Genomic DNA, 23,876 nt, shown 5'->3' on the forward strand with positions numbered 1-23,876 from the left:
GCGGCATGAAAACACGCGCTTCCATGAATGCCGTCTATGGCTGGCTGCTGTTGCTGCCGGCCATGGTCCTGCTCATCGCCTTCACGCACTATCCGGCCTTGTCCACCTTGTGGCACAGTTTTTTTTCCACGCCGCGCGGCGCCCGGCCGGCCCGCTTCGTGGGGATGGACAACTATGCGGCGATGATCGACGACCCGGTGTTCTGGGAAGCGCTTTGGAACAACCTGTATTTCGCCCTGGGCACCATCCCGCTGTCCATCCTGCTCGCCCTGATCATGGCCTTGTGGGTCAACGGCAAGCTGCATGGGCGCGGGTTCCTGCGCATGGCGTACTTCACCCCCACCGTGCTGCCCATGGTGGCCGTGGCCAACATCTGGCTGTTCTTCTACACGCCGCAATACGGCCTGCTGGATCAGATCGGCCAGTTCCTGGGCTTTCCCGCGGTGAACTGGCTGGGCAACCGCGATACCGTGCTGCCGGCCATCATGGCGGTCACCGTCTGGAAGGAGGCCGGCTTCTTCATGATCTTCTATCTGGCGGCCCTGCAGCAGATGTCGCCGTCCGTGCGCGAGGCGGCCCTGCTGGAAGGCGCGTCGCGCTGGCAGTATTTCTGGCGCATCCTGCTGCCGCTGCTGATGCCCACGACGCTGTTCGTCCTGATCAATGCGCTGATCAATGCCTTTCGCGTCGTCGACCAGATCGTGGTCATGACCGGCGGCGGGCCGGACAACGCCAGCATGCTGCTGCTGTTCTACATCTATCAGGCGGGATTCCGGTTCTGGGATTCGGCCTATGCGGCGACGCTGACGGTCGTCCTGCTGGTGATCCTGGGCATCACCGCCCTGGTGAATTTCAATTGGCTTGACCGCAAGACGCATTACCAATGAAAACGACCTGGCTCGATACTCTGGGCGCCTGGCTGCTGGGCCTGCTGTGGTTTCTGCCCCTGGCCTACACCGTGTGGGCGGCCTTCCATCCGTCCGCCTACGCCACCCGCTTCGATCTGACGGCGCCGCTGACCCTGGATAATTTCGTGGCGGCCTGGAATGCGGCGCCTTTCGCCCATTATTTCCTGAACACCTTCATGCTGGTCACGATGGTGCTGGCGGCGCAGTTCGTCCTGTGCACGCTGGCGGCCTACGCGTTCGCGCGCTTCGAATTCCGGGGCAAGGATTTCATGTTCATGCTGGTGCTGCTGCAGCTCATGATCATGCCCGACGTACTCATCGTGGAAAACTACCGCGAGATGAGCTGGCTCGGTGTCAACGACACGATCTTCGCCGTCGGACTGCCGTACTTCGCCTCGGCATTCGGCATTTTCCTGCTGCGCCAGACCTTCAAGACGGTGCCCCGGGAACTGGAAGAGGTCGCCCGGGTCGAAGGCGCGGGGCCGTGGACCATCCTGATGCGCATTTACGTGCCGCTGGCCAGGCCCATCTATGTGGCCTACGGGCTGGTGTCCGTCAGCTATCACTGGAACAATTTCCTGTGGCCCTTGATCATCACCAAGTCGGTCACCACCCGGCCGATCACGGTGGGCCTGCAGGTCTTTGCCGCGTCCGATCAGGGGATCGACTGGTCGATCATCACGGCGGCGACGCTGCTGAGCGCCGCGCCTCTGCTGGTGGCGTTCCTGCTGTTCCAGCGCCAGTTCGTGCAATCCTTCATGCGGGCGGGGATACGCTAGCCCTCAGGGCGAAGCCGCCTGCGCCTCCGCGGCCAGGCGCTCGGTGAGCTGCGCGGCCGTCATCGGCCGCGCATGCCAGTAGCCCTGGCCGTAGTCGCAGCCGATGTCCCGCAGGATCTGGTGCTGTTCGGGGGTTTCGATCCCTTCGGCGATGACTTTTAGGCCCAGCTGGTGCGACATCGCGATGATGGCCTGGCACAGGATCTGGTCGCTGGATTCGGGCCCCAGGTTGGCGACGAAGCAGCGGTCGATCTTCAGGTAATCCACGTGGAAGCGCTGCAGATAGGCCAGGGAAGAATAGCCGGTGCCGAAGTCGTCCAGGGCCACCCGGATGCCGGCGTCGCGGAACTGCAGCAGGCGCGAGCCGACCTGTTCTTCGACGCCCATCAGGACCTGTTCCGTGATTTCGACGATCAGGGCGCTGCCCGGCAGATCCAGCGCGCGCAGGGTCCGGATCCAGGCGGCCGGGTCCAGGCCGTCGCGTTCGAACTGGACCGGCGATACGTTGATCCCCACCATGAAGGACGGAAGCATGCCGCGGCGCCATTGCGCCAGCTGCCGGCTGGCGGTTTCGAAGACCCATTCGCCGATCCGGGTGATCAGGCCCGACTCCTCGGCCAGGCCGATGAAGTCCGCCGGAGCGATCATGCCGCGCTGCGGATGCCGCCAGCGGATCAGGGCCTCGGCCTTGATGGTGCGGCCGCTGCGCATGTCCACCACCGGCTGGTAGAGCAGCTCGAACTGCTGTTCCCGCACGGCGGCGTGCAGGTCCTGCAGCAGTTCGCGCCGCGCCTGGGCCGTCCGCCGCAGCGTGTCGGAGTAACGGTGGAAGCGGTTGCGCCCCTGGTTCTTGGCCGCGTACAGGGCCAGATCCGCATGCTTGAGCAGGGTGGCGCCGTCCGCGCCGTCCTGCGGGAAGATCGTGATGCCGGCGCTGATGGAAATCTGCACGCTGTGTTCGTGCAGGGTGAACGGCTGCGCGATGGACTGCAGGACTTGCCGGCAGACGGTGTCTATCCTGTCCTGCGTGGCCGGCGCGGCCAGGAGCAGGGTGAACTCATCGCCGCCCAGGCGGGCGAGCTGATCGGTGTCCCGTATGCAGGCCTGCAGGCGCCGGGCGACTTGCAGCAGCAGTTCGTCGCCGACGTGGTGTCCGTGCGAATCATTGACGTCCTTGAACTGGTCCAGGTCCAGAAAGACCAGGGCGAACGGCTGGCCCAGGTCCGTGGACAGATCGATGCTGTCTCGCAGCCGTTCCTGGAAGGACTCGCGGTTGGGCAACTGGGTCAGGGAATCGAAGTGCGCCTGGTGCCAGACGACGGCCTCGGCCCGCTTGCGTTCGCTGATGTCCAGCATCATGCCGATGATGATGGGGCGTCCGTCCAGCAGGATCCGCGACCCGTAGACTTCCACGTCGATGGGGGTGCCGTCGCTGCGCACGGCGGGACATTCATAGCGGGCGCGGGCCACTTCGCCGGACAGACGCTGGCCGGCCCGACGGCGGATGTCCTGGTAGGTCAGGGGCGGGAAGATGCGGTCCAGGGGGAAATGATCGGCCAATGTCTGCTGGTCGTATCCCAGCATGCGCGCCAGCTGCGCATTCGCATAGGTGAACTGCACGGCCGCGTTGACCATGTAGATGCCGATCACGGTGTTGCCGTTCAGGCCGTCGAACATGGACTGCACGCGCGCCCGCGCCCTTCGCTCGGCCTCGGCCAGCCGCCGCAGGCGCCACAGGCAGCGGATCGCCGCCAGCGCCCCGATGTTGATCAGCAGCAGCGCCGCGGCGCCCGGCCAGACGGCCGATGCCGTATCGCCGCCGGCCCGCGAGGCCGCCGCCAGCGCGGCGATCAGGGCGATGTCGCACAGCGCCAGCAGGCACAGTCCCGCGATGATCGCCAGCCGGAATCCATGCTGTCCCGATGGGAGATCGAGGGCATCGGCCAGGCGCGGAAGAGGGGGTGGCGGCATTGGGGGGGTAACGATTTGAAATACCGTGTCCAGCATACCCGAAATGGGCCGCCGGAGACGGAGAAATGGGCCGCCGGAAACGGAGAATCGCCCTGCGGGCCTAGGAATCCCGGCCTTTCCGTCCAGGCGCCCGCTGGGCGAAATAGGCCTGCAGGTATTCGATGCAGGCCTTGATCTTGGCGGAATTGCCCAGCCGCTGGGGGTACACGGCCCAGATGCCGGCGTCCTGCCGGTAGCCGGGCAGCAGATGGACCAGCGCGCCCGCCTGGATGTGCTTGTGGGCGTCCCAGACGGAACGCAGGATGATGCCGTGCCCTTCCAGCGCCCAGGCCAGCGCGATCTCGCCATTGTTGGTGATCAGCGATCCGTTGACCTTCACGTTGGTCGTCACGTCCCGGCGCGACAGCGCCCAGATCCCCACCGGGTGGTCGCGTTCGCGCACGATCAGGCAGTTGTGCCCCGGCAGGTCCTGCAGCTTGCGGGGGGCTCCGTGCCGTTCGAGGTAGGCGGGAGCGGCGCACAGGATGCGGTGGTTGGCCGCCAGCGGGCGGGCGATGTAGTTGGGGTCGATCAGGTCGCCGATGCGGATGTCCAGGTCGTATTGCTCTTTGGCCATGTTGACCAGTTGATCCAGGACGTCCAGCTTGACCTGGATGGCGGGGTAGCGCAGGGAGAAGCCGGCCAGCGCCGGGGCGACCACCTGGCGCCCGAACCCCATGCTGGTCGAGATGCGCAACGGGCCCTTCGGATCCCCCTTGAACTGCGCGATGCGGTCGTGCAGCTGTTCGACATTCCGGAGGATCTGCAGCGCCATGTCGTAAGCCTGCTCGCCCTGCTCGGTCAGCGTGACCTGGCGCGTGGTGCGGTGAAACAGCAGCGTGTCCAGTTCCGATTCCAGCAGCTTGATGTGCTTGGTCACGTAGGCGGGCGAGATTCCGATCATCCTGGCCGCCTGCGAGAAGTTTTCGTATTGGGCCGCTTCGCAAAAGACCTTCAGGCTGTCGATCGTCAGGTTTTCTTTCATGAATAGTAAAAACAGTTTTCACGGAATGGGAATTGTAGGCCGGAATCCTTCTGAATAGACTTCTCCCTATTCGACATGAACTGTCGCCTGGAACCGCGCCGACATGCGCGCGCCCTGCGACACAGAAACGCCGGCACAGGCGGTTCATCCGATCGGGGGGATACATGGATCTGAGACGGCTTTCTCTTGGGCAACTGCACGCTGGCTTGCGGTCGCGGGAATATTCGGCGGCGGCGCTGGCGAGCGCCTGCCAGGAAAACTACCGGCGGCACGAGCCGGCGCTGAACGCCTACAAGACCTGGAACGGCGATGCGGCCCGGACGACGGCCGGCCTGGCCGACCGATTGCTGGATCGCGGCGTGGATCTGGGGCCGCTGATGGGCATGCCCGTGTCGGTCAAGGACCTGTTTGCCGTGCGCGGCCTGCCCACGTTCGCCGGCTCGGTCGAATCCCTGGGGCCGTCCTGGGAACGGCCCGGGCCGCTGGTCGACATTCTGGAACGCCAGCTGGCCCCGGTCATGGGGAAGACGCACACCGTAGAATTCGCGTTCGGCGGCATCGGGGCGAATGCGCATTGGGGCACGCCCTGCAATCCCTGGGGCGTCCGGGAACACCGCATCCCGGGAGGATCGAGCTCCGGCGCGGGCGTCTCGCTGGCCCAGGGCTCGGCCTTGCTGGCCTTGGGGACCGATACGGCGGGTTCCGTGCGGATCCCGGCCTCGGTGACGGGGCAGGCGGGGCTGAAACTGACCCACGGGCGCTGGCCCGCCGACGGGATCGTGCCGCTGTCTCCCAGCCTGGATACGCCGGGCATCCTGGCCCGTTCGGTCGAAGATCTCGCGTTCGCGTTTCAGGCGATCGAAGCGGGCCGGGGTGCGGCGCAGCCGTCCATCCGCGCGATGGATTCGATGGCGGGCCTGCGCCTGGGGCGGGTGGACCGGTTCTTCCTGGGAGGGGCGGACGCATCGATCGTGGAAGTCTTCGACCGGGCCCTGCTGCGTCTGGCCGAATCCGGCGCGCGTGTCGGCGACGCGGCGCTGCCGGGCTGTCACGAGGCCTATGCCATCTTCCAGCAGGGCGGCCTGGCCGCTCCCGAATTCTGCGCATTCCTGAAGGCGGAGCTGCCCGGGCGCATGGATCGCCTGGACCCGGTGGTGCGGCTGCGGGTCGAAGGCGCCGAGTCGCTGTCCTCCGTCGATTATCTGCTGCGCGTCCATGCCTTGCGGCAGGCCGCCCGGCAGGCCCTGGGCGCTTTCGAGGCGGCCGACGTGCTGGTGACGCCGACGGTGGCGATCGCGCCTCCGCGCCTGGCGGATCTGCAGGCCGAGGACGCCTATCGCCGCGCCAACATGATGGTGTTGCGCAATACCAGCATCGCCAATCTGCTGGGCCTGTGCGCGGTGACGCTGCCGGTGGGGCTGGACGCGCTGGGCCTGCCGGTGGGGCTGCAGCTGATGGCGCCGCCGCATGCCGAAGAGCGTCTGCTGGCAGCGGCGCTGAGCATCGAATCGTGTCTGGGCAAGCCTGTCGATGTCCTGGGATGCCCTGACTTTTTGCTGTGACCATGCGCCCCGTGCAGGCCGCGCCATGGGTGGCGGGGCCGGGCGGGGCACCAAAGGAGAGAGACCATGAATATTTCCCCTATCGGAAAACTATCCCTCGGTATCGCCGGCGCCCTGCTGAGCGCCTCGTTCGCTCAGGCGGCGGATTACACCTTCACGTTCGCCCACGTCCTGACCGAACAGACGCCCAATGCCCAGGCTGCCGTCAAGTTCAAGGAAGAGGTCGAGAAGAACTCGCAGGGCCGCATCGAGATCAACATCCGGCCGGCCGCCCAGCTGGGCGGCGACGTCGAGATCATCGAACAGACCCAGATGGGGCTGGTCCAGATCGCCATTCCGCCGACCGGCAACCTGGCCAACTTCGAGCCGAAGATGTTCCTGTTCGACCTGCCCTACCTGATGAAGGGCGAACAATCGATGAAGCAGCTGCTGGACGGCGACGTGGGCCGCGAACTGCTGGCGACCCTGGAAAAAAGCAATCTGCATGGCGTGAACTATTGGGGGGCTGGGTTCCGGAACATCACCAACAACGTCCGTGAGATCCACCAGCCGGACGACCTGAAGAACATCAAGATGCGGACGCTGCAGGCGCCGACCATCCTGTCCACGTACCGGACCTGGGGCGCGAACCCGACGGCCATGGCCTATACCGAGGTCTACAACGGCCTGCAGCAGGGCGTGGTCGAAGGGCAGGAAAACCCGCTGGCCAACATCGACTCGATGAAGTTCTACGAAGTCCAGAAATACATGACCCTGACCGGCCATGCCTATCACACCTATGCGGCCGTGATGAACAAGGGGGCCTGGGAATCGCTGCCCGACGATCTGAAGAAAGTCGTGTCCGACGCCTTCGACGTGGCGCGCGATTACGGGCGCGAACTGACGGCTAAGGACGAGGCCCGCATCATCGAGAAGATCAAGGGCCAGATCAAGATCACCGAACTGACCGACGCGGACCGCCAGAAGTTCATCGAGCGTTCCGAGCCGATCTACAAGCAGTTCGAAGCCAACATCACGCCTGAGCTGCTGCAGCGCGCGATCAAGGCCGCCACGGTGAGCTGATCCGGTCCATCACAGGAGAGTCCCCATGCTTGCAGGAATCAATCGGTGCCTGGACAAGATCGAATCATTCGCCATGATCGTCTTCATGCTGGTGGCGACCTTCGTCGCCGTCATCCAGGTCATTGCGCGCTATGTATTCAACAATTCGCTGTACTGGTCCGAGGAAACGGTGCTGTATGCGCTGATCATGATGAGCTTCCTGACCTGCAGCATGGGGGTGCGGTATGCCGCGCACATCTGCGTCGAGGTCCTGCCGTTGATGGTCGGGCCCCGGCTGGCCCGGGTGCTGCACTATCTCGCGAACGTGCTGGGCCTGATGTTCGCCGGCGTGCTGGTGTATTACGGCGCGCGGCTGGCCATCAACACCTTGGCCATGAACCAGCTCTCGCCCGCGATGCGCATTCCGGTCGGGTACGTCTACATGGTGATCCCGGTGTCGGCCGCCTTCATGGGCTTGCGGTATCTGTGGATTCTATGGTGCATGCTCAGCGGCAAGGAGTATCAGCCGCTGGCCATGGATATCAGCGCGACCGCCTGACGGCGCGCCGATCTTCGATCCCGGATCCCATTCGATAGAGAATCCCCATGATTGCTGCTCTCGTTCCCATCTTTTTTGTCCTGTTGCTGTTCGGGCTGCCGATTTTCGCGTCTTTGGCATTCGCCGTGTCCCTGGCCCTGAAGGGCTTCGGCACGATCGACCCGCTGGTCGTGCCCATGCGCATGTTTTCGGGGATGAACAATTTCTCCCTGATGTCGATTCCGTTCTTCATCCTGGCGGCCGAGCTGATGCGCATCGGCGGCCTGTCGGATCGACTGATCGGTCTGGCGCGCGCCCTGATCGGCTGGATGCCGGGCGGGATGGCGGCGGCCACCGTGCTGTCCTGCCTGTTCTTCGGTTCGATTTCCGGCTCCAGCCCGGCCACCGTGATCGCCATCGGCAGCATTATGTACCCCGCGCTGGTCGCTGCGGGCTACAACAAATACTTTTCCATCGGCCTGATCACGACCGCCGGCACCCTGGGGCCGATCGTGCCGCCCAGCATCGCCCTGATCATCTACGGGTCGGTGACCGGCTCTTCGGTGGGCAAGCTGTTCGCGGCCGGCATCCTGCCCGCGGTCCTGATCGCCACCCTGCTGATCGTGTACTGCTGCTGGTACGCCATGGCGAAGCGCTATCCGCGCGAACCCTTCCCGACGCTGGGGGAAATCTGGGACGCGCTGCGCCGGTCCCTGTGGGGCCTGGGGCTGCCCGTGGTCCTGCTGGGCGGCATCTACACCGGCCTGTTCACGCCGACGGAATCGGCCGCCGCCGCGTGCCTGTACGGCTGGTTCGTCGGGGCCGTCATCTATCGCACCATTTCTATTTCCCAGTCGCTGACGATCCTGCGCAATACCGGCGTGCTCTCGGGCACCCTGCTGCTGATCACGGCGGGCGCTTCGGCGTTTTCCTGGATCCTGGCCAGCACCGGGGCGCCCACGAAACTGGCGACCGAAGTCCTGTCGGGCACGAATTCCCCCATCGTCATCCTGATGCTGTTCAATGCCATCATGCTGGTGGCCGGAGCCTTCCTGGACAGCGCGTCGGCCATCATCGTGCTGGCGCCGCTGATGCAGCCGATCGCCGCCCAGGTCGGGGTCGATGCCATCCATTTCGGCATCATCACCCTGGTGAACCTGTCGATCGGCATGCTGACCCCGCCCGTGGGCCTGAACTTGTTCGTCGCCATGGGGATCGCCAAGATGAGCCTCTTCGAGGTGTTCAAGGCGGCGCTGCCGACCATTCTGCTGATGTTCCTGGCGCTGATCGCGATCACCTACGTCCCGTGGTTCAGCACGGCCATCCCCAGTCTGTTGTATTGATGCGTGGCGCCGGGGGATGGGATCCTCCGGCGTTCTGTTCTTGAATGGAGAAATCGTCATGAAGGATCAAGCCGTCGTCTTCGCCGCGGGCAATTATCGCTATGTGCCCAGCGGCGTCATGCAGTATTCCGGAGGGGCGGCCGCCGAGCCGGGCTACACGATCCGGCGCGTCGTGTTTTCCCGGCCGGTGCCGTTGCTGGATGGCTTTGCCCGCATCCGGCAGGTCCTGGAATCCGAGGGCCGGCCGCTGGCGGCCCTGTGCGGTTGCGAATTGCGCTCGCCGGGGCAGTTCAGCGAAGAAGGCTTCGCCAGGTTCAATGCCGAATATGTCGGCACCTTGCAGGCCTGGGGCATCGCGAGCGACACGGTCAATCCCGTGCCGCGCAGCAATGTCTGCCCGGAAATCGATCCGCCCGCGCAGCCTTCCTTTCATGCCTTCAGCTATACCGTGCCGTCCTCCGAGGACGAGCGCGCCTTCGTGGTGGCCGGCAGCAGCGAAGTGCCGGAAGGCCATGCCAACTACAAGGATCATCTGATCGCCTATCAGGACATTTCGCCCGAAGGCATGCGCAAGAAGGCCCGCTGGGTGCTGGACGAAATGCAGCGCCGCATGGCGGTGCTGGGCTATGGTTGGCCGGACTGCACCGGCACGCAGCTCTACATGATCCATGACCCCCATCCCTTCCTGGCGGACGAATTCGTGCGCCGGGGCGCGATGCGCCTGGGGCTGACCTGGCACTTCGTGCGTCCGCCCGTCGTCGACATGGAGTTTGAAATGGACTGCCGCCGTGTCCTGGCCGAGCGCGTTCTGCCGGTGAGCGCCTGATGAGGCGCGTGGCCGTGGTGTCCACGGGCGGGACCATCGCCAGCCTGCCCGGCCCGGAGGGCCGCAACATCGCCGGAGCCTTGTCGGGGCAGGCCTTGCTGGGCGGCGTGCCCGAGGCTGCCGACATCCGGGTCGAAGTGCTGTCCCTGTTCCAGAAACCCAGCAACGCCCTGACGCTGGACGATCTGCAGGGCCTGCGCGCGCAATGCCAGTCGCTGATCGACGGCGGCGAGGTGGACGGCATCGTGGTGACGCATGGCACCGACACGCTGGAAGACACGGCCTATTTTCTGGAAAGCAGCCTGCGGACGCGCGATGTGGTGGTGGCCGTGACGGGTTCGCAGCGCGTGCCGCATGCGCCCGGCACGGATGCGTATCTGAACCTGCGCCATGCCTTGCGGGTGGCGGCGTCCCCGGACTGCCGCGGCCTGGGCGTGCTGGTGGTGTTCAATGAAACGGTGCATGCCGCCGCCTTCGTGCGCAAGACCAGCAGCTTCCAGTTGAACGGCTTCGATTCGCCCGGCTTCGGCTGCCTGGGGTTCATCGATGATGACGCCGTGCTGATCTATCAGCAGCCCCGGCGCCAGCCCCTGTTGCAGCCGCCGCCGGGGAAATTGCCGGCCGTGGAGCTGCTGGGCGCGAACCTCGGAGCCGGGCCGCTGGCGCTCAAGGCCCTGGTGGATGCCGGCGCGCCCGGCATCGTCCTGGAAGGCACCGGCCGGGGCCAGGTGCCGCCGGACTGGGTGCCCGAAGTCCGCCGGGCCGCCGCCGCGGGCTGCAAGGTGCTGGTGTGCAGTTCCACGCTGACCGGACCTGTCCAGCCTTGTTATGAATATGCCGGATCCCTGCACGATCTGCAGGCGGCCGGCGCGCTGGGAGTCAGCGGGCTGTCGGGCCGCAAGGCGCGCCTGCGCCTGATGCTCGCCCTGGCTTGCCTGGGGGACGATTGCGGCCCGGATGCCCTGCGCCGCGTGTTTTCCTGGGGGGCGGACCGTTCCGCCTGACCCTTCTTTTCCACATTCGATTGAGCTGTCCCACTATGCACACATTCAAGATCGCCGTGATTCCGGGAGACGGAATCGGCAAGGAAGTCATGCCCGAAGCCCTGCGGGCGCTGGACGTCTTGCAGGACCGGCATGGCCTGTCGCTGCAGTACGAGCACCTGGACTGGGCCTGCGCGGAATACTGGCAGCGCCATGGCGACATGTTGCCGCCGGACTGGTTCGAGCGCCTGAGGGGCTTCGACGCCATCCTGTTCGGGGCGGTGGGCTGGCCCGATGTGGTGCCGGACCACGTGTCTTTGTGGGGGTCGCTGCTGAAATTCCGCCGGGGCTTTGATCAGTACATCAATCTGCGGCCCGTGCGCCAGATGCCGGGCGTGCGGGCCCCGCTGGCGGGACGGCAGCCGGGAGACATCGATTTCCTGGTCGTGCGTGAAAACACCGAAGGCGAATATACGAACCTGGGCGGGCGGATGTACGAGGGGACCGATCGGGAGATCGTCATCCAGGAATCCGTGTTTTCCCGCCATGGCATCGACCGGGTGCTGAAGTACGCTTTCGATCTCGCCCAGCGCCGGCCGCGCCGCGCCTTGACCTCGGCGACGAAATCCAACGGCATCGCCCTCAGCATGCCGTATTGGGACGAGCGCCTGGAAGCCATGGCGGCGCAATATCCCGACGTGGCCTGGGACAAGCACCACATCGACATCCTGTGCGCGCGTTTCGTCCTGCAGCCCGAACGATTCGATGTGGTGGTGGCGTCCAATCTGTTCGGCGACATCCTGTCCGACCTGGGTCCCGCCTGCACGGGCACCATCGGTATCGCTCCCTCGGCCAACCTCAATCCGGAACGCCGATTCCCGTCGCTGTTCGAGCCCGTGCATGGCTCGGCCCCCGACATCTACGGGCGCAACGTCGCCAATCCGGTGGGCATGATCTGGTCCGCCGTCATGATGCTGGACTTCCTGGGGCAGCAGGACCCCGCCTGCCAGGCGGCCGCGGCCGAACTGATGGCGGCCATCGAGCATGTCCTGGATCAGGGGCCGCGCACCCGCGATCTGGGCGGTTCCGCCAGCACCACCGACATGGGCGCCGCCATCGCGCAGCGCATCGGCGCCCTGTAGCGGGACCGGGGGAGCGTCAGCCGAGGTGATCCATGAACACCTGGCACAGCGCTTCCATCCCCGCGCGGTCGTCTTCATCGAAGCGGCCGGTCACGGGGCTGTCCACGTCCCAGACGCCCAGCAGCGATCCGTCTGCGCGCACCAGCGGCACGACGATTTCGGATTGCGATGCCGAGTCGCAGGGGATGTGGCCGTCGAACTGATTCACGTCCCGCACGACCTGCGTCCGCCGGGCCAGGGCCGCGGCGCCGCACACGCCCGATCCGATGGGGATGCGGATGCAGGCCGGTTTGCCCTGGAAGGGGCCGACGACCAGTTCCGTGCCGTCGAACAGGTAAAAGCCCGCCCAGTTCAGTTGCGGCAGGCTGTGGAACACCAGGGCGCTGAAATTGGCCGCGTTGGCGATCAGGTCGGATTCGCCGGCGATCAGGTGCCGCGCCTGGTCCGCCAGGCTGGCATAGTGGGCGGCCTTGCTGGCGAAGGTCTCGGGGGATAGATGGAACATGAATGCCTTCCAGGCGCGATCGTTGACCGCGTCATTTTAGACCGCGTGTCCGCCGCGCGGCGCCCGGCGGCGCGCCGCGCATCGGGGCGCGACCCCCGAAGACCTTCAGGCTGCGTGGGTTTCCGTGTATATTGGCCTGTCTGTAGGCTTGGCCTGTCGCCGGGCCGGACTTGCACAAGGAAACAGCGTTGTCTGGTGCGTTGAGGCGTCTTTTCTCCGCAAGCCGTGCCGACTCCCGCCCAGGCGTGCTGGGCAATCTGCGTCTGCGCCTGTTCATGGCGGTCCTGGCGACCGCCATTCCCATCATCGGGGGCCTGGGCTATTACATCTGGCATCAGTACCAGGGCCTGATGCTCAGCAGCGAACGCTCGGCCGAAAACCTGGTGCAGGTGACGGCCGCCTACGACCGCACCCTGCTGAACGATGCGCGCGACGTGCTGCTGTCCTTGTCGAATTCGCCGGTGCTGCGCGACGCCCGCTGGCATGAATGCCGGGGATACTTCACATCGCTGCTGGCGCATCTGCCGCGCTACCTGAACCTGGGAGTGATCGGCGCGGACGGCCGGCAGGTCTGTTCGGGCCTGCCGGACCCCGACCGGAAAGGCTCCTTCCTGGGCGACCGATCCTATTTCCACGCGGCCATGGAAGAGCCGGACGTCATCCTGGGCGGCTTCATCATCGGCCGGATGTCCGGGGTTCCCACGGTGGTGCTGGCCGTGCGCGTGCCGGGGGATTCCGGGATCACCGCCGGGGTCGCCTACGCGGGCATGAACCTGGGGTATCTGCGGGCCGGGGCGGCCATCCCGGAACTGCTGCCGCAGGCCCGCCTGTGGATCCTCGACCGCCAGGGCTACATCCTGCAGCGCGTGCCGGGGAATTCCAGCCACCTGGGCGAGCGCCTGGACCCGTATCCCGATCAGCAGACCGGCCTGCTGCGCAACGCCTACACCGATGCGGACCAGGTGCGGTGGATCGTCTATTCCGTGCCGGCCGGGCCCAGAGGAGATCCCCAGGGCCTGTCCGTGCGCTACGAAATCCCCGAAGCGGCCCTGTATGCCGAAGCCAGGCGGGCGCTGTGGACCGGCCTGCTGATCATGGGCCTGCTGCTGTGCGTCGCCTTGCTGGCGGCGGGGAACCTGATGCAGCGCGCCCTGGCCCACCAGGCCTCGCACGATTCCCTGACCCGCTTGCTCAACCGGGGCGCCATCCTGCATCGCCTGCAGATGCGCACCCAACAGGGGCTGGACAAGCCCTGGACGCTGGTCATCTCCAACATCGATGGATTCAAGGAGGTCAACGGGGCCCTGGGGCACGACGTGGGCGATCGTCTGCTGCAGGCGGTCGCGCTCCGGTTCCGGGATTGCCTGGGCGGCGCCTGTTCGCTGGCGCGGCTGGGCAGCGACGAATTCGCCTTCCTGCTGGATACGGACGATCCGGCCCAGGCCGACGCCCTGGTGCGCGATCTGCTGGCGGCCACCCGCGAACCCTTCACCGTCAATGCGCTGCAGGTGCGCATCAATTGCAGCTTCGGCCTGGCGGTCTATCCGGAACATGCCCATGCGCCCGACGAGCTGATCCGCTGCGCCGATACGGCCATGCGCCGAGCCAAGCGCGAAGGCCTGGGCAGCGCCGTCTTCGACGTCCGGGACCGGGCCCAGGTGCAGGACCGCCAGCTGCTGCGGGCGGATCTGCGCGCCGCCCTGGCGCAGGGGCAGTTCCTGCTGCATCTGCAGCCGAAGATCGCGCTGGGCAACGATGCGCTGGCGCCCGGCACGCCGGTCGGGTTCGAGGCGCTGGCGCGCTGGCAGCATCCGGACCGCGGCCTGGTGTCCCCCGCCCAGTTCATTCCCATCATCGAGGTCAGCGACCTGATCCACCCGTTCACCCGCTGGGTCGTCGACCAGGCCGTGGCGGCGTGCGTGCGGCTGCAGGCCGTTCGCCCAGGGGTCATCATGGCAGTCAATATTTCGGCCCGCAACCTGCTGGACGAATATTTTCCGCAGCAGGTCGAAGACGCCCTGGCGCAACACAGCCTGGACCCGGCGCTGCTGGAACTGGAAGTCACCGAAAGCGTCATCATGGCCGATCCCGCCCGGTCCCTGCGCACGCTGTACGCCCTGCATGCCCTGGGCGTGCGTCTGTCCATCGACGATTTCGGGACGGGGTATTCCTCGTTCGCCTACCTGAACCGCCTGCCGGTCGATGCGCTGAAGATCGACCAGTCTTTCGTCGCCGGCATGGCGGGCGACTCGGACCTGCGGGCCATCGTGCGGTCCATCATCGAAATGAGCCACACCCTGGGCCTGCAGGTGATCGCCGAAGGCATCGAGACCCGCGCCGTCCAGGACATGCTGCGCGACCTGGGCTGCGACGTGGGTCAGGGATACGGGATTGGCCGCCCCATGCCGGAAGAACGCGCCGCCGCCTGGCTGCGAGACGCCATTGCCACTTGAAGGAGACACCGTGCCGGATGACTCGGACCGCCATTTGCTGGAAACCCGCATCGCCAGCGAAACCCTGTGCGAAGGCAGCTTTCTGAAGGGCCGCCGCGATACCGTGCGCATGCCCGACGGCAGCACGTCCACCCGCGAATACATCATTCATCCGGGGGCGGTCGTCGTCATTCCGCTGCTGGATGACGCGCGCGTGCTGCTGGAGCGACAGTTCCGCTACCCCGTGGGGCGGGTCATGACGGAATTTCCCGCGGGCAAGCTGGAGCCGGGCGAAGACCCCCTGCGTTGCGCGCAGCGGGAGCTGCTGGAGGAAACCGGCTACACCGCCGGGCAGTGGGCGCATGCGGGCGCTCTGCACCTGGCCATTGCGTACTCCACGGAAATCATCCACATTTTCTTCGCGCGAGACCTGCGGGCGGGCGAGCGCCATCTGGATGCGGATGAGTTCCTGGACGTCTGCGCCCTGTCGGACGAAGATTTCGCCGCCGCCTGCCGGCAGGGCCGCGTCACCGACGCCAAGACCCTGAGCTGCGCGCTATGGCTGCAGAACGTGCGCAGCGGCGCCTGGGTTCTGGACTGGCGGCCCGCTTAGGCGGGGTCCGGGCGAAGACCGGACAGCGCCGCTTTCCGGGCCGCGCGGCCGCCTATTCCCGATAGGGCTCGAACACGCCGGTGTCTGGATCGCGGATGAACAGCACCCCGGTGGCCACGCCGAAATAGGCGCCGTGGATGGTCAGCTTGCCGGCCTGGACGCGCTCGCGCACGGCGGGGAAGGTCAGCAGGTTGTTCATGCTGTATTCGACCACGCCCCATTCCATGTTGCGGATCCATTCGGCGCGGTCGCCCGTCTGCGGGCCGACCTTGTCGGCCACGGGCTTGATCTGCGACATCCATTTGCCGATGAAGTCGCGCTTGGACAGCGGTTCGGCCTTGTTGGCGTAGGCGGCGACGCCGCCGCAGCTGGCGTGCCCCATGACGACGATGTGGGCGACTTCCAGGGCATTGACGGCGAATTCCACGCAGGCGCTGGTGCCGTGGAAGGCGGTCTCGGGATCTTCATCGCACGGCGGAACGATGCCGGCGATGTTGCGCACGACGAACATCTCGCCGGGGCCGGCGTCGAAGATGGTTTCGGGCGCGACGCGGGAATCGCCGCAGCTGATCAGCATGATGTCCGGGTGCTGGCCGTGTTCGGCCAGGTTCAGGTATCGCGCGCGTTCGGTGGCGAGGCGCCCGTGCAGGAATGAGGCGTAGCCTTCCGTCAGTCGTTGAGGGAACACGATGATGTCCTTGTCGGTTGAAGGGATTCGGATGATTCGGGTGGCGCTGCGCCCAGGATGTCCCCGGTCGCCGCGCGCGACAGCAGCCGGTTGAGGGGCCCCGCCAGATGGCCGTGCTGGACCGTGATGGCGTAGAAATGTTCGGTCAGCTGCGAGGACTGGCCGACGTGCACCAGTTCGCCCGAGTGCAGCTCGTCCTGCACGACGACTTCCGGCAGCACCGTGATCCAGCCGCTGTCGCGCGCGATCAGGCGCAGCATGGTCATGTCGTCGATCTCGGCGCGCAGCCTGGGCTGCACGCCGGCGGAAAAGCACAGGGCGTCGAACTGCAGGCGCACGTTGTGGCGCGTGCTGGGCATGGCCATTTCGACGTCTTCGAGATCTTCCGGGACTTGCAGCGTGGCGCCGGCCCAGCGGTCGGACCGGCCCACCAGCGAGATGACCTGGCTGCCGAGAAAACGCGACGAGACCGGCCGTGTCGGATCGGACGAGACGGGCTCGTTGGCCAGCACCACGTCCAGCTGATGGCGCAGCAGGCGTTCGATCAGCGTCTGCAGGGGGCCGGAATCCACGGACAGCAGAATGGTCGGGTCCTGGAACAGAGGGCGCAGCCAGTTGACCTGGAAGTTGCGCGACATGGTCGACACGCTGCCCACGCGCACGCGGGTGACGCCGGCGTCGCGGCCGTCGAGCCACCCCAGCATCTGTTCGCCCAGCCCGAAGATGTTTTCCGCATAGGTGAAGACCTGCTGGCCCGTCGCGGTGAGTTCCAGGTGGCGTCCCTGGCGGTCGAACAGGGGCGTTCCCAGTCGGTTCTCCAGCTGTCTGATCTGCGTGGAGAGGGCGGACTGCGAAGTATGGATCTGCTCCGCCGCGTGGGTGAGGGAACCCTGTTTCGCCACGCGCCAGAAGTAGAACAAATGCTTGAAGTTCAGCTGGTTGATGTCCATAGTTCTGTTTTATAGAACGTTCCAATATTATAAATGTAATTTACAGAATAGATAAAAAATCCAAGAATACGCGTGTCGTTTTTTCAGGGGCGCACGTGTTGAATCTGCTTGAGGAAGGAAATGTCGCGCTGGGCTTGGCGCCTGTAGCGCTGATGGCGGGCGCCGCGATCTGGTCGGTGCGCGGCCGCGCGCCCGTGCGGCGCGCATGGGCGCGGTTCAATGCGCTGACGTTCGCGGCGCTGGCCGTGTCGCTGGCGGAACTGGCCTGGGAACTTGCGCTACTGTCGGCCGGCGGAACGGCGGGGCCGGGCGCGGGCCGATGGCTGGCGGTGAATCCGTTCGGCGCCTGGGCCGGCCTGCTGGTGCAATTGCTCGGCGCGGCCATCGCCGTCTATTCCTCGCATCACCTCAACGGCGAACCCCGCCAGCCGGTGTACATGGCGGCCCTGGGCGCGGTGCTGGCGGCGGTGCATCTGCTGTTGCTGGCCGACCACTGGGTCGTCCTGATCGCCGCGTGGGCGGCCATCGGCCATGCCATGCATCACCTGCTGTGCTTTTATCCGGATCGGCCCTTCGCGCTGCTGGCGGCGCACAAGAAAAGGGTGACGGACCGCGCCGCCGATGCGCTGCTGATCGCTGCCGCCTTGCTGGCGTGGTCGCAGACGGGCAGCGGGTCTCTGTCCGTCCTGCGGGCGCATCTCGCGGCGGGTCCCGCCTCCGCCGCCCTGCAATGGAGCGGCGTGTGCCTGGCGCTGGCCGTCATCGCCCGCACGGCGCTGATGCCGGTGCATGGCTGGCTGGTCCAGGTGATGGAAGCGCCGACGCCGGTGTCGGCGCTGCTGCATGCCGGGGTGGTCAATCTGGGCGGATACGTGCTGGTGCTGTTCGCGCCCTTGCTGGGCGCGTCGCCGGCGGCGCGCTGGCTGCTGGTGGGCTTCGGTCTGGCGTCGGCGGTGGTGGCGGGCCTGGTGCTGCTGACGCGCGTCAGCCAGAAGGTGCACCTGGCATGGTCCACGATCGCGCAGATGGGATTCATGCTGCTGGAATGCGGCCTGGGCCTGTATCTCTTCGCGGCGCTGCACTTGCTGGGCCATTCCCTGTACAAGGCGCACAACTTCCTGAACGCATCCGGCGCTGTCCGGGAGTGCGAGCGCAAGCTCCTGACGGGCGAGGCCCGCAATTCCGCCCTGAGCATGATCCTGGCCGTGCCGGTCTCCCTGGCCATCGTCTTCGGCCTGCAGGCCGCGTTGGGGGACCGGGCCTGGCCATGGTGGTGGAGCGCCGTGCTGGCGCTGGCGTGGGCGCCGATCCTGTGGGCGCCGAAGGCGCAGGCGGGCGGCGCCCGGACGGTGGCCGCGCGGATCGCGGCGGCCGTGTTCATGGCCATCGTCCTGACGCTGGCCGCCGGCATCGTGGACCATGCGCCCATCGGCGTGCTGAACGATCCGCTGGATGGCGCCGGCATCGTCGCCCTGGTCGGCCTGGGCGTGATGTACCTGGGGATGGTGGCGTTCCAGGTGTGGCCGCAGTCGGTCGTGACCGCGCGCCGCTGGGTGTATGCCGGCTTCTACATGGACGAGGGCTACACCCACTGGGTGCTGCGGCTGTGGCCCGCCGCCTGGGCCGGCGCCGGCCGCAAGGCGACGCCGCCGTCCTGGCGTCCGCAGGAATCCGTCTATGAGGGCGTCCGCTCATGAGCGCCGTCATGCGGGACATGGAGATTGCGGAAGCGCCGGAAGGGGCCGCGCGGGCCGCCGGGGATCGCGAAGCGTTGCGCCGGGCCGTCGAACAGGCGTGCTCCGGCATCATGCCGGCCTGGCCGCTGGACCAGGCGGTGGCGGTCAACCCCCACTGGCGCCGCATCGATCAGCCGATCCGCCGCGTGGCGGCGCGCCTGGCCGTGCTGGGCGACTTCCGCGTGTTCCCCGCGCGGGACTACATCCGGCGGGAATGGGAGGCGGGCCGCATCGCGCGCGAGGACCTGAATACCGCGCTGGACCGCCGCGCCGCGCAGGACGCCTGCGAGGTGACGGCCGAACAGTGCATCGCAGGGCTGGCGGCCGCGCCCGCGCTGCGCCGCGAGCCGCTGCTGGTGGACCTGCTGGACGATGCGGTGCAGAAGAACAGGCGCTGGCCCTGGCGCGCCGCCATCGTGTTCCAGATGAGCCAGGCCTGCGCGACCTACTTCGATCGCCATCAGGCGGATTGGCGCGCCTCGGGCAGCCCTGGCCTGTACGGGTTCTGGCGCGAAAGCATGGTCGGCGACCATGGCCTGGGCGCCAGGCTGGGCCTGCCCGGGTTCGCGAAGCGCTTGAGCGCGCTTCCCCTGCGGGCCGAGGACGCTCTGCGCTGGGCGCTGGCCGAACTGTCGCTGGACGCATCCGTCTGGCGCGATTATTTCGAGGCGCTGCTGCTGTCGATCAACGGTTGGGCGGCGTGGTGCGCCTATATCGGCTGGCAGAAGATTCCCGCCGGGCAGGAGGACCTGCGCCTGAGCGACCTGCTGGCCTGCCGGATCGCCTGGGAAACCTTGCTGGCCCGCGCCGTGCCTCCGGGCGCGCGCGGCGCCGCCGTGTCCGCGCTGGACGCGCATTGGCGGGATTTTCCCCGGCGCGTCGCGCAAGCCGAGACGGCGCTGGCGGTGGATGAATGCTGGCAGCGGGCGCTGGAGATCAGCTTCCAGCGCGGCTTTGCGCGGACACTGCGCGCCCCGGCGACAGCGTCGGCCTCCGCCGCCCGGGCGCCCGAAGTGCAGGCCGTCTTCTGCATCGATACGCGCAGCGAGCGCATGCGGCGCGCGCTGGAGGCCGTGTGGCCGGGCGTCCAGACACGGGCGTTCGCGGGCTTCTTCGGCATCCCCATCCATTACACGCCGCTGGGCACGGACGTCCGCCGGCCGCAGTTGCCGGGCCTGGCCTATCCCAGCGTCGCGGTGCAGGACGTGGTGACGGCGCCGGGCGGAACGGCGGTCGATGCGGCGGGCCTCGCGCAGGCCCGCTCGGCGCGCCGGGTCCGCCTGGCGGGGCTGGATCAGTGGCTGGGCGCCGTGCGCTGGTCGAACGCGACCTTTTCCTTCGTCGAAGTGCTGGGAGCGGGCTATCTCGGCAAGATCGCGCGGTGGATCAGGCCGCCGGCCGCGCCGCGCGCCAGCGCGGATCGCCTGGGCCTGCCCGGTTCGATCCAGGACCGGTGCAGGCCGATGGTGGCCGGCCTGGATCTCGCGAAGCGCGTGGAACTGGCGGCCGGCGTCCTGCGGACGATGGGGCTGGACGACCGGCTGGCGCCGCTGGTGATCCTGTGCGGCCATGCGGGGCACAGCACCAACAATGCGCACGCCTCGACCCTGGATTGCGGCGCCTGCTACGGCCGGCCCGGCGAGGCCAACGCGCGCGCGCTGGCGCTGTTGCTGAACGATCCCGAGGTGCGCGAAGGTCTGCGTTCGCGCGGGCTCCGCATCCCGGACGGCACCGTCTTCATGGGGGCTCTGCACAATACGACGACCGACGAAGTGACGGGCTTCGACCTGGATCTGCTGCCGCCGCCGGCGCGGGCGCGCTGGCATCGGATGGAGCAGGCCTTCGCCCGGGCGGGCGACCGGGTCCGCCGCGAACGGGCGCCGGCATTGCGGATGGATGCGAATCTGGCCCCGAAGCCGTTGCTGGCGTCCTTCCGGCGCCGGGCCAACGACGGGTCCCAGACCCGACCGGAATGGGGACTGACCCGCAACGCGGCGTTCATCATCGGTCCGCGCGACCGCAGCCGCGGCCGGGTGCTCAGCCGCGCCTACCTGCACGACTACGACGCGCGGCTGGACCCTGATGGCGCGGTGCTGGAGAAGCTCATGATGGGGCCGATGCTGGTCACCAACTGGCTGTCCTGGCAGTACCACGCGTCCACCTGCGATCCCGTGCACTACGGCGCGGGCAACAAGGTGCTGCACAACGTCGTGGACGGCCACGTCGGGGTGTTCGAGGGCAATGGCGGCGATCTGCGCATCGGGCTGCCCAGGCAGTCCCTGCACGATGGCGAGGGCTGGCATCATCAGCCCGTGCGCCTGACGGTCGTGATCGATGCGCCCGCCCGATGGATCGACGACATCATCGCGCGCAATGCGGTGCTGGCCCGATTGTGCGACAACGGCTGGATGCTGTTGTGGCGCTACGAGGGCGATGCGCTGCAGCGCTACGAACGGGGGCGCTGGCTGCCGCTGGAAATCTGAGGGACGCCCCGCTGCGGCCTCAGCGCCGCCCCAGGCGCAGCAGCGCGGCGCCGGCCCGCCGGACCTGGGGCACCGAGAGCACCAGCCCGCCCAGGGCGATGACCAGAATGCCCAGCCAGGCCATGGCGTCGGGCATGGCGCCGAAGGCCAGCCAGCCCAGCAGCGTCGCCCACAGGATCTGCGAGTAGCTGTAGGCCCCGAGCGATGCCGCCGAGGCATGCAGCAGGGAATAGGTGATGGTCAGGTGGCCGATCGAGGCGATGCCGCCGATGCCCAGCAGCAGCAGGAAATCCGGCGTGGCCATCGGCGTCCAGGCGCTGGCGCCCCAGGGGGTCAGCGCCAGCGCGCCGATCAGGCCGGTGTAGAAGTTGCTGGTGGCGGCATGTTCGGAACTGCGGGTGGATCGCGTGACCAGCTGGTAGAAGGCGTTGCACAGGGCCGAACCCATGGGAAACAGGATAGCCCAGGTCAGCAGGCCGCCGCCCGGCCGGGCGATGATCAGGACCCCGGCGAAGCCGCAGGTGACGGCCAGCCAGTCCATGGACCGGGCTTTTTCCTTCAGCAGGAGGCCGGACAGGATGGTGATCAGGACGGGGCCCAGAAAGACGATGGCCGTGGCCTCGGCCAGCGGCAGGCGGGCCAGGCCGTTGATGACGAACACGCTGCCGCAGCACAGGCACAGGCCCCGGAACAGCTGGATGCCGTAGTTGTGGGCTTCCAGCAGATGCAGGCGCATGCTGGGGCCGAAGATCAGCACGACGCCGATCATCTGCGCGATGTAGCGGACCCAGACGACCTGCAGCAGCGGATAGTGGGCCGCCAGGTACTTGGTGCCCGTGTCCAGCATGGCGAAACACAGGCTGGCGCCGCACATCAGCGCGGGGCCCAGCCAGGCGGGGGAACGTTGGTCGGTCGTCATGGGATGGGAAAAAAACTGCCAGGCGCCGCGAATCGGCTGCCTGGCAAGGGCATCATAGTGCTTTTCCTGAGAGCTTGCGGGCTCAGCGCACCAGGCAGGGCCGTTTGTTGTCGAAACGCCAGCCCGGAATCAGGAACTGCATGCCGACGGAATCGTCCCGGCCACCCAGGCCTTTTTCCTGGTACAGGGCGTGGGCCCGGGCCAGGCGGTCGGGGTCGATGCGCACCCCCAGGCCGGGCGCGCGCGGCACGGCGATGCGCCCGTCGACGATGCGCAGGGGGTCGGTCGTCAGGTGCTGGCCGTCCTGCCAGATCCAGTGCGTGTCGATGGCGGTGATGTCGCCGGGGGCGGCGGCCGCGACGTGCGTGAACATGGCCAGCGAGATGTCGAAGTGGTTGTTGGAATGCGAACCCCAGGTCAGGCCCCATTCGTGGCACATCTGGGCCACGCGCACCGAGCCGCGCATCGTCCAGAAGTGCGGGTCGGCCAGCGGGATGTCCACGGATTGCAGCTGGATGGCGTGCATCATTTCGCGCCAGTCGGTGGCGATCATGTTCGTGGCCGTGCGCAGGCCCGTGGCGCGGCGGAATTCCGCCATGACTTCGCGGCCGGAATAGCCGGCTTCCGCCCCGCAGGGGTCTTCCGCGTAGGCCAGGACATGATGCTGGTCGCGGCACAGGCGGATGGCTTCTTTCAGGGACCAGGCGCCGTTGGGGTCCAGGGTGATGTGGGCGTCGGGAAACTGTTCGGCCAGCGCGGCGACGGCTTCGATTTCCGCGTCGCCGGCCAGCACGCCGCCCTTCAGCTTGAAGTGCCGGAAGCCGTAGCGGTCCCGGGCCGCCCGGGCCAGGCGCACGACGGCGTCCGGAGTCAGGGCTTCGCGATTGCGCAACTGGAACCATTCGTTGTCGGCGTCGTCTTCCCGGCGGTAGCCCAGGGACGTCTTGCCGGCGTCGCCGATGTAGAACAGGTACCCCAGGGCTTCGACGGCGTCGCGCTGGCGGCCGTCGGCCAGCAGCGCCGCGACCGGGACCCCCAGATGCTGGCCCAGCAGGTCCAGCAGCGCGGATTCCAGCGCGGTGACGACGTGGACGCCGGTGCGCAGGTCGAAGGTCTGGGTGCCGCGACGGTCCTCCGCGCCGCCCTGGGTGGCGCGGCGGCATTGTTCCAGCAGTTCGTTCATGCGGCCGATGGGCTGGCCGATCAGCTGCCGGCCCAGGCGCTGGGCCTCGGCCCGGATCGCCTCGCCGCCGGGGACTTCGCCCAGGCCCTGGCGGCCGGCCTCATCGTCGATCAGGACGATGTTGCGGGTGAAATAGGGGCCGTGGGCGCCGCTGAGGTTCAGCAGCATGCTGTCCTGGCCGGCCACGGGCACGACCTGGACCTGGGTGATCCGCGGGGTCTGGACTTCGGGGGATGCGCTGGGGCTCATG

At 67.2% G+C, this 23,876-nt stretch carries 20 protein-coding genes; 13 read left to right on the forward strand and 7 right to left on the reverse strand.

Annotated elements, in window-relative coordinates:
- The first annotated feature begins 5 nt into the window (after window positions 1-5).
- Window positions 6-887, forward strand: a complete 882-nt coding sequence (locus Q0263_RS03230) for a sugar ABC transporter permease (protein ID WP_298013258.1) — start codon at window positions 6-8, stop codon at window positions 885-887.
- A complete protein-coding gene (locus tag Q0263_RS03235; protein WP_298013260.1) occupies window positions 884-1,687 on the forward strand; it encodes a carbohydrate ABC transporter permease in 804 nt (267 codons plus the stop codon). Before Q0263_RS03230 ends, Q0263_RS03235 begins: the two co-directional genes overlap by 4 nt.
- Window positions 1,688-1,690: 3 nt before the next feature.
- On the opposite strand, the gene Q0263_RS03240 is transcribed toward Q0263_RS03235, so the two are convergent.
- Both Q0263_RS03240 and Q0263_RS03245 read right to left on the reverse strand, forming a co-directional pair.
- Window positions 1,691-3,658 carry an EAL domain-containing protein gene (locus tag Q0263_RS03240; protein WP_298013262.1) on the reverse strand — a complete coding sequence of 656 codons (1,968 nt, stop codon included), beginning with the start codon at window positions 3,656-3,658 and terminating at the stop codon, window positions 1,691-1,693.
- Window positions 3,659-3,758: 100 nt separating this feature from the next.
- Window positions 3,759-4,682: a LysR family transcriptional regulator gene (locus Q0263_RS03245; RefSeq protein WP_298013265.1), complete on the reverse strand. Its 924-nt coding sequence runs from the start codon at window positions 4,680-4,682 to the stop codon at window positions 3,759-3,761.
- A 164-nt stretch (window positions 4,683-4,846) separates the two neighbouring features.
- Between Q0263_RS03245 and Q0263_RS03250 the strand changes: the two genes are divergently transcribed.
- The 7 genes from Q0263_RS03250 (at window position 4,847) to Q0263_RS03280 (ending at window position 12,117) form a co-directional block, all read left to right on the forward strand.
- A complete protein-coding gene (locus Q0263_RS03250; protein WP_298013266.1) occupies window positions 4,847-6,244 on the forward strand; it encodes an amidase in 1,398 nt (465 codons plus the stop codon).
- A 66-nt stretch (window positions 6,245-6,310) separates the two neighbouring features.
- Entirely contained in the window at window positions 6,311-7,306 is a 996-nt protein-coding gene (locus Q0263_RS03255; RefSeq protein ID WP_298013268.1) for a TRAP transporter substrate-binding protein, read from the forward strand.
- A gap of 25 nt (window positions 7,307-7,331) precedes the next feature.
- Window positions 7,332-7,844, forward strand: a complete 513-nt coding sequence (locus Q0263_RS03260; RefSeq protein ID WP_298013270.1) for a TRAP transporter small permease — start codon at window positions 7,332-7,334, stop codon at window positions 7,842-7,844.
- A 47-nt stretch (window positions 7,845-7,891) separates the two neighbouring features.
- Complete coding sequence (locus Q0263_RS03265) at window positions 7,892-9,166, forward strand: TRAP transporter large permease (RefSeq protein ID WP_298013272.1); 1,275 nt, start codon at window positions 7,892-7,894, stop codon at window positions 9,164-9,166.
- Between the two features lie 58 nt (window positions 9,167-9,224).
- Window positions 9,225-9,992, forward strand: coding sequence for a hypothetical protein (locus Q0263_RS03270; RefSeq protein ID WP_298013274.1), 768 nt, complete (start codon window positions 9,225-9,227; stop codon window positions 9,990-9,992).
- Entirely contained in the window at window positions 9,992-10,996 is a 1,005-nt protein-coding gene (locus Q0263_RS03275; protein ID WP_298013276.1) for an asparaginase, read from the forward strand. Before Q0263_RS03270 ends, Q0263_RS03275 begins: the two co-directional genes overlap by 1 nt.
- 35 nt (window positions 10,997-11,031) lie before the next feature.
- Window positions 11,032-12,117, forward strand: a complete 1,086-nt coding sequence (locus Q0263_RS03280; RefSeq protein WP_298013278.1) for a tartrate dehydrogenase — start codon at window positions 11,032-11,034, stop codon at window positions 12,115-12,117.
- Between the two features lie 16 nt (window positions 12,118-12,133).
- Here Q0263_RS03280 and Q0263_RS03285 read toward each other — a convergent pair whose 3' ends face one another.
- A complete protein-coding gene (locus Q0263_RS03285) occupies window positions 12,134-12,622 on the reverse strand; it encodes a GAF domain-containing protein (protein ID WP_298013280.1) in 489 nt (162 codons plus the stop codon).
- Between the two features lie 188 nt (window positions 12,623-12,810).
- Between Q0263_RS03285 and Q0263_RS03290 the strand changes: the two genes are divergently transcribed.
- Together Q0263_RS03290 and Q0263_RS03295 are read left to right on the forward strand one after the other, a co-directional pair.
- Window positions 12,811-15,075 carry an EAL domain-containing protein gene (locus Q0263_RS03290; protein WP_298013281.1) on the forward strand — a complete coding sequence of 755 codons (2,265 nt, stop codon included), beginning with the start codon at window positions 12,811-12,813 and terminating at the stop codon, window positions 15,073-15,075.
- Between the two features lie 10 nt (window positions 15,076-15,085).
- Window positions 15,086-15,667: an NUDIX hydrolase gene (locus Q0263_RS03295; protein ID WP_298013283.1), complete on the forward strand. Its 582-nt coding sequence runs from the start codon at window positions 15,086-15,088 to the stop codon at window positions 15,665-15,667.
- Window positions 15,668-15,719: 52 nt separating this feature from the next.
- Here the strand turns inward: Q0263_RS03295 and Q0263_RS03300 are convergent, their stop codons facing one another.
- Complete coding sequence (locus tag Q0263_RS03300; RefSeq protein ID WP_298013285.1) at window positions 15,720-16,355, reverse strand: carbonic anhydrase; 636 nt, start codon at window positions 16,353-16,355, stop codon at window positions 15,720-15,722.
- Window positions 16,337-17,305, reverse strand: a complete 969-nt coding sequence (locus tag Q0263_RS03305) for a LysR family transcriptional regulator (protein WP_298013287.1) — start codon at window positions 17,303-17,305, stop codon at window positions 16,337-16,339. Before Q0263_RS03305 ends, Q0263_RS03300 begins: the two co-directional genes overlap by 19 nt.
- A gap of 95 nt (window positions 17,306-17,400) precedes the next feature.
- On the opposite strand from Q0263_RS03305, the gene Q0263_RS03310 reads away from it, so the two are divergent.
- Both Q0263_RS03310 and Q0263_RS03315 read left to right on the forward strand, forming a co-directional pair.
- Window positions 17,401-19,002: an NADH-quinone oxidoreductase subunit L gene (locus Q0263_RS03310; protein ID WP_298013289.1), complete on the forward strand. Its 1,602-nt coding sequence runs from the start codon at window positions 17,401-17,403 to the stop codon at window positions 19,000-19,002.
- Window positions 18,999-21,524, forward strand: a complete 2,526-nt coding sequence (locus tag Q0263_RS03315) for a DUF2309 domain-containing protein (protein WP_298013291.1) — start codon at window positions 18,999-19,001, stop codon at window positions 21,522-21,524. The genes Q0263_RS03310 and Q0263_RS03315 overlap by 4 nt, the downstream gene beginning before the upstream one ends.
- A 19-nt stretch (window positions 21,525-21,543) precedes the next feature.
- Here the strand turns inward: Q0263_RS03315 and Q0263_RS03320 are convergent, their stop codons facing one another.
- Both Q0263_RS03320 and Q0263_RS03325 read right to left on the reverse strand, forming a co-directional pair.
- A complete protein-coding gene (locus Q0263_RS03320; protein ID WP_298013293.1) occupies window positions 21,544-22,443 on the reverse strand; it encodes a DMT family transporter in 900 nt (299 codons plus the stop codon).
- 82 nt (window positions 22,444-22,525) lie between these two features.
- Complete coding sequence (locus Q0263_RS03325) at window positions 22,526-23,875, reverse strand: enolase C-terminal domain-like protein (RefSeq protein ID WP_298013294.1); 1,350 nt, start codon at window positions 23,873-23,875, stop codon at window positions 22,526-22,528.
- Between the last annotated feature and the right edge of the window lies 1 nt (window position 23,876).

The organism is uncultured Castellaniella sp. (assembly GCF_937988725.1).
GTDB lineage: Bacteria > Pseudomonadota > Gammaproteobacteria > Burkholderiales > Burkholderiaceae_B > Castellaniella.

What these genes read in the sequence shown, in the direction of transcription:
- Q0263_RS03230 (WP_298013258.1), top strand. Translation starts at nt 6, where the DNA reads ATGAAAACACGCGCTTCCATGAATGCCGTCTATGGCTGGCTGCTGTTG.
- Q0263_RS03235 (WP_298013260.1), top strand. Translation starts at nt 884, where the DNA reads ATGAAAACGACCTGGCTCGATACTCTGGGCGCCTGGCTGCTGGGCCTG.
- Q0263_RS03240 (WP_298013262.1), bottom strand. Translation starts at nt 3,658, where the DNA reads ATGCCGCCACCCCCTCTTCCGCGCCTGGCCGATGCCCTCGATCTCCCA.
- Q0263_RS03245 (WP_298013265.1), bottom strand. Translation starts at nt 4,682, where the DNA reads ATGAAAGAAAACCTGACGATCGACAGCCTGAAGGTCTTTTGCGAAGCG.
- Q0263_RS03250 (WP_298013266.1), top strand. Translation starts at nt 4,847, where the DNA reads ATGGATCTGAGACGGCTTTCTCTTGGGCAACTGCACGCTGGCTTGCGG.
- Q0263_RS03255 (WP_298013268.1), top strand. Translation starts at nt 6,311, where the DNA reads ATGAATATTTCCCCTATCGGAAAACTATCCCTCGGTATCGCCGGCGCC.
- Q0263_RS03260 (WP_298013270.1), top strand. Translation starts at nt 7,332, where the DNA reads ATGCTTGCAGGAATCAATCGGTGCCTGGACAAGATCGAATCATTCGCC.
- Q0263_RS03265 (WP_298013272.1), top strand. Translation starts at nt 7,892, where the DNA reads ATGATTGCTGCTCTCGTTCCCATCTTTTTTGTCCTGTTGCTGTTCGGG.
- Q0263_RS03270 (WP_298013274.1), top strand. Translation starts at nt 9,225, where the DNA reads ATGAAGGATCAAGCCGTCGTCTTCGCCGCGGGCAATTATCGCTATGTG.
- Q0263_RS03275 (WP_298013276.1), top strand. Translation starts at nt 9,992, where the DNA reads ATGAGGCGCGTGGCCGTGGTGTCCACGGGCGGGACCATCGCCAGCCTG.
- Q0263_RS03280 (WP_298013278.1), top strand. Translation starts at nt 11,032, where the DNA reads ATGCACACATTCAAGATCGCCGTGATTCCGGGAGACGGAATCGGCAAG.
- Q0263_RS03285 (WP_298013280.1), bottom strand. Translation starts at nt 12,622, where the DNA reads ATGTTCCATCTATCCCCCGAGACCTTCGCCAGCAAGGCCGCCCACTAT.
- Q0263_RS03305 (WP_298013287.1), bottom strand. Translation starts at nt 17,305, where the DNA reads ATGGACATCAACCAGCTGAACTTCAAGCATTTGTTCTACTTCTGGCGC.
- Q0263_RS03315 (WP_298013291.1), top strand. Translation starts at nt 18,999, where the DNA reads ATGAGCGCCGTCATGCGGGACATGGAGATTGCGGAAGCGCCGGAAGGG.
- Q0263_RS03320 (WP_298013293.1), bottom strand. Translation starts at nt 22,443, where the DNA reads ATGACGACCGACCAACGTTCCCCCGCCTGGCTGGGCCCCGCGCTGATG.
- Q0263_RS03325 (WP_298013294.1), bottom strand. Translation starts at nt 23,875, where the DNA reads ATGAGCCCCAGCGCATCCCCCGAAGTCCAGACCCCGCGGATCACCCAG.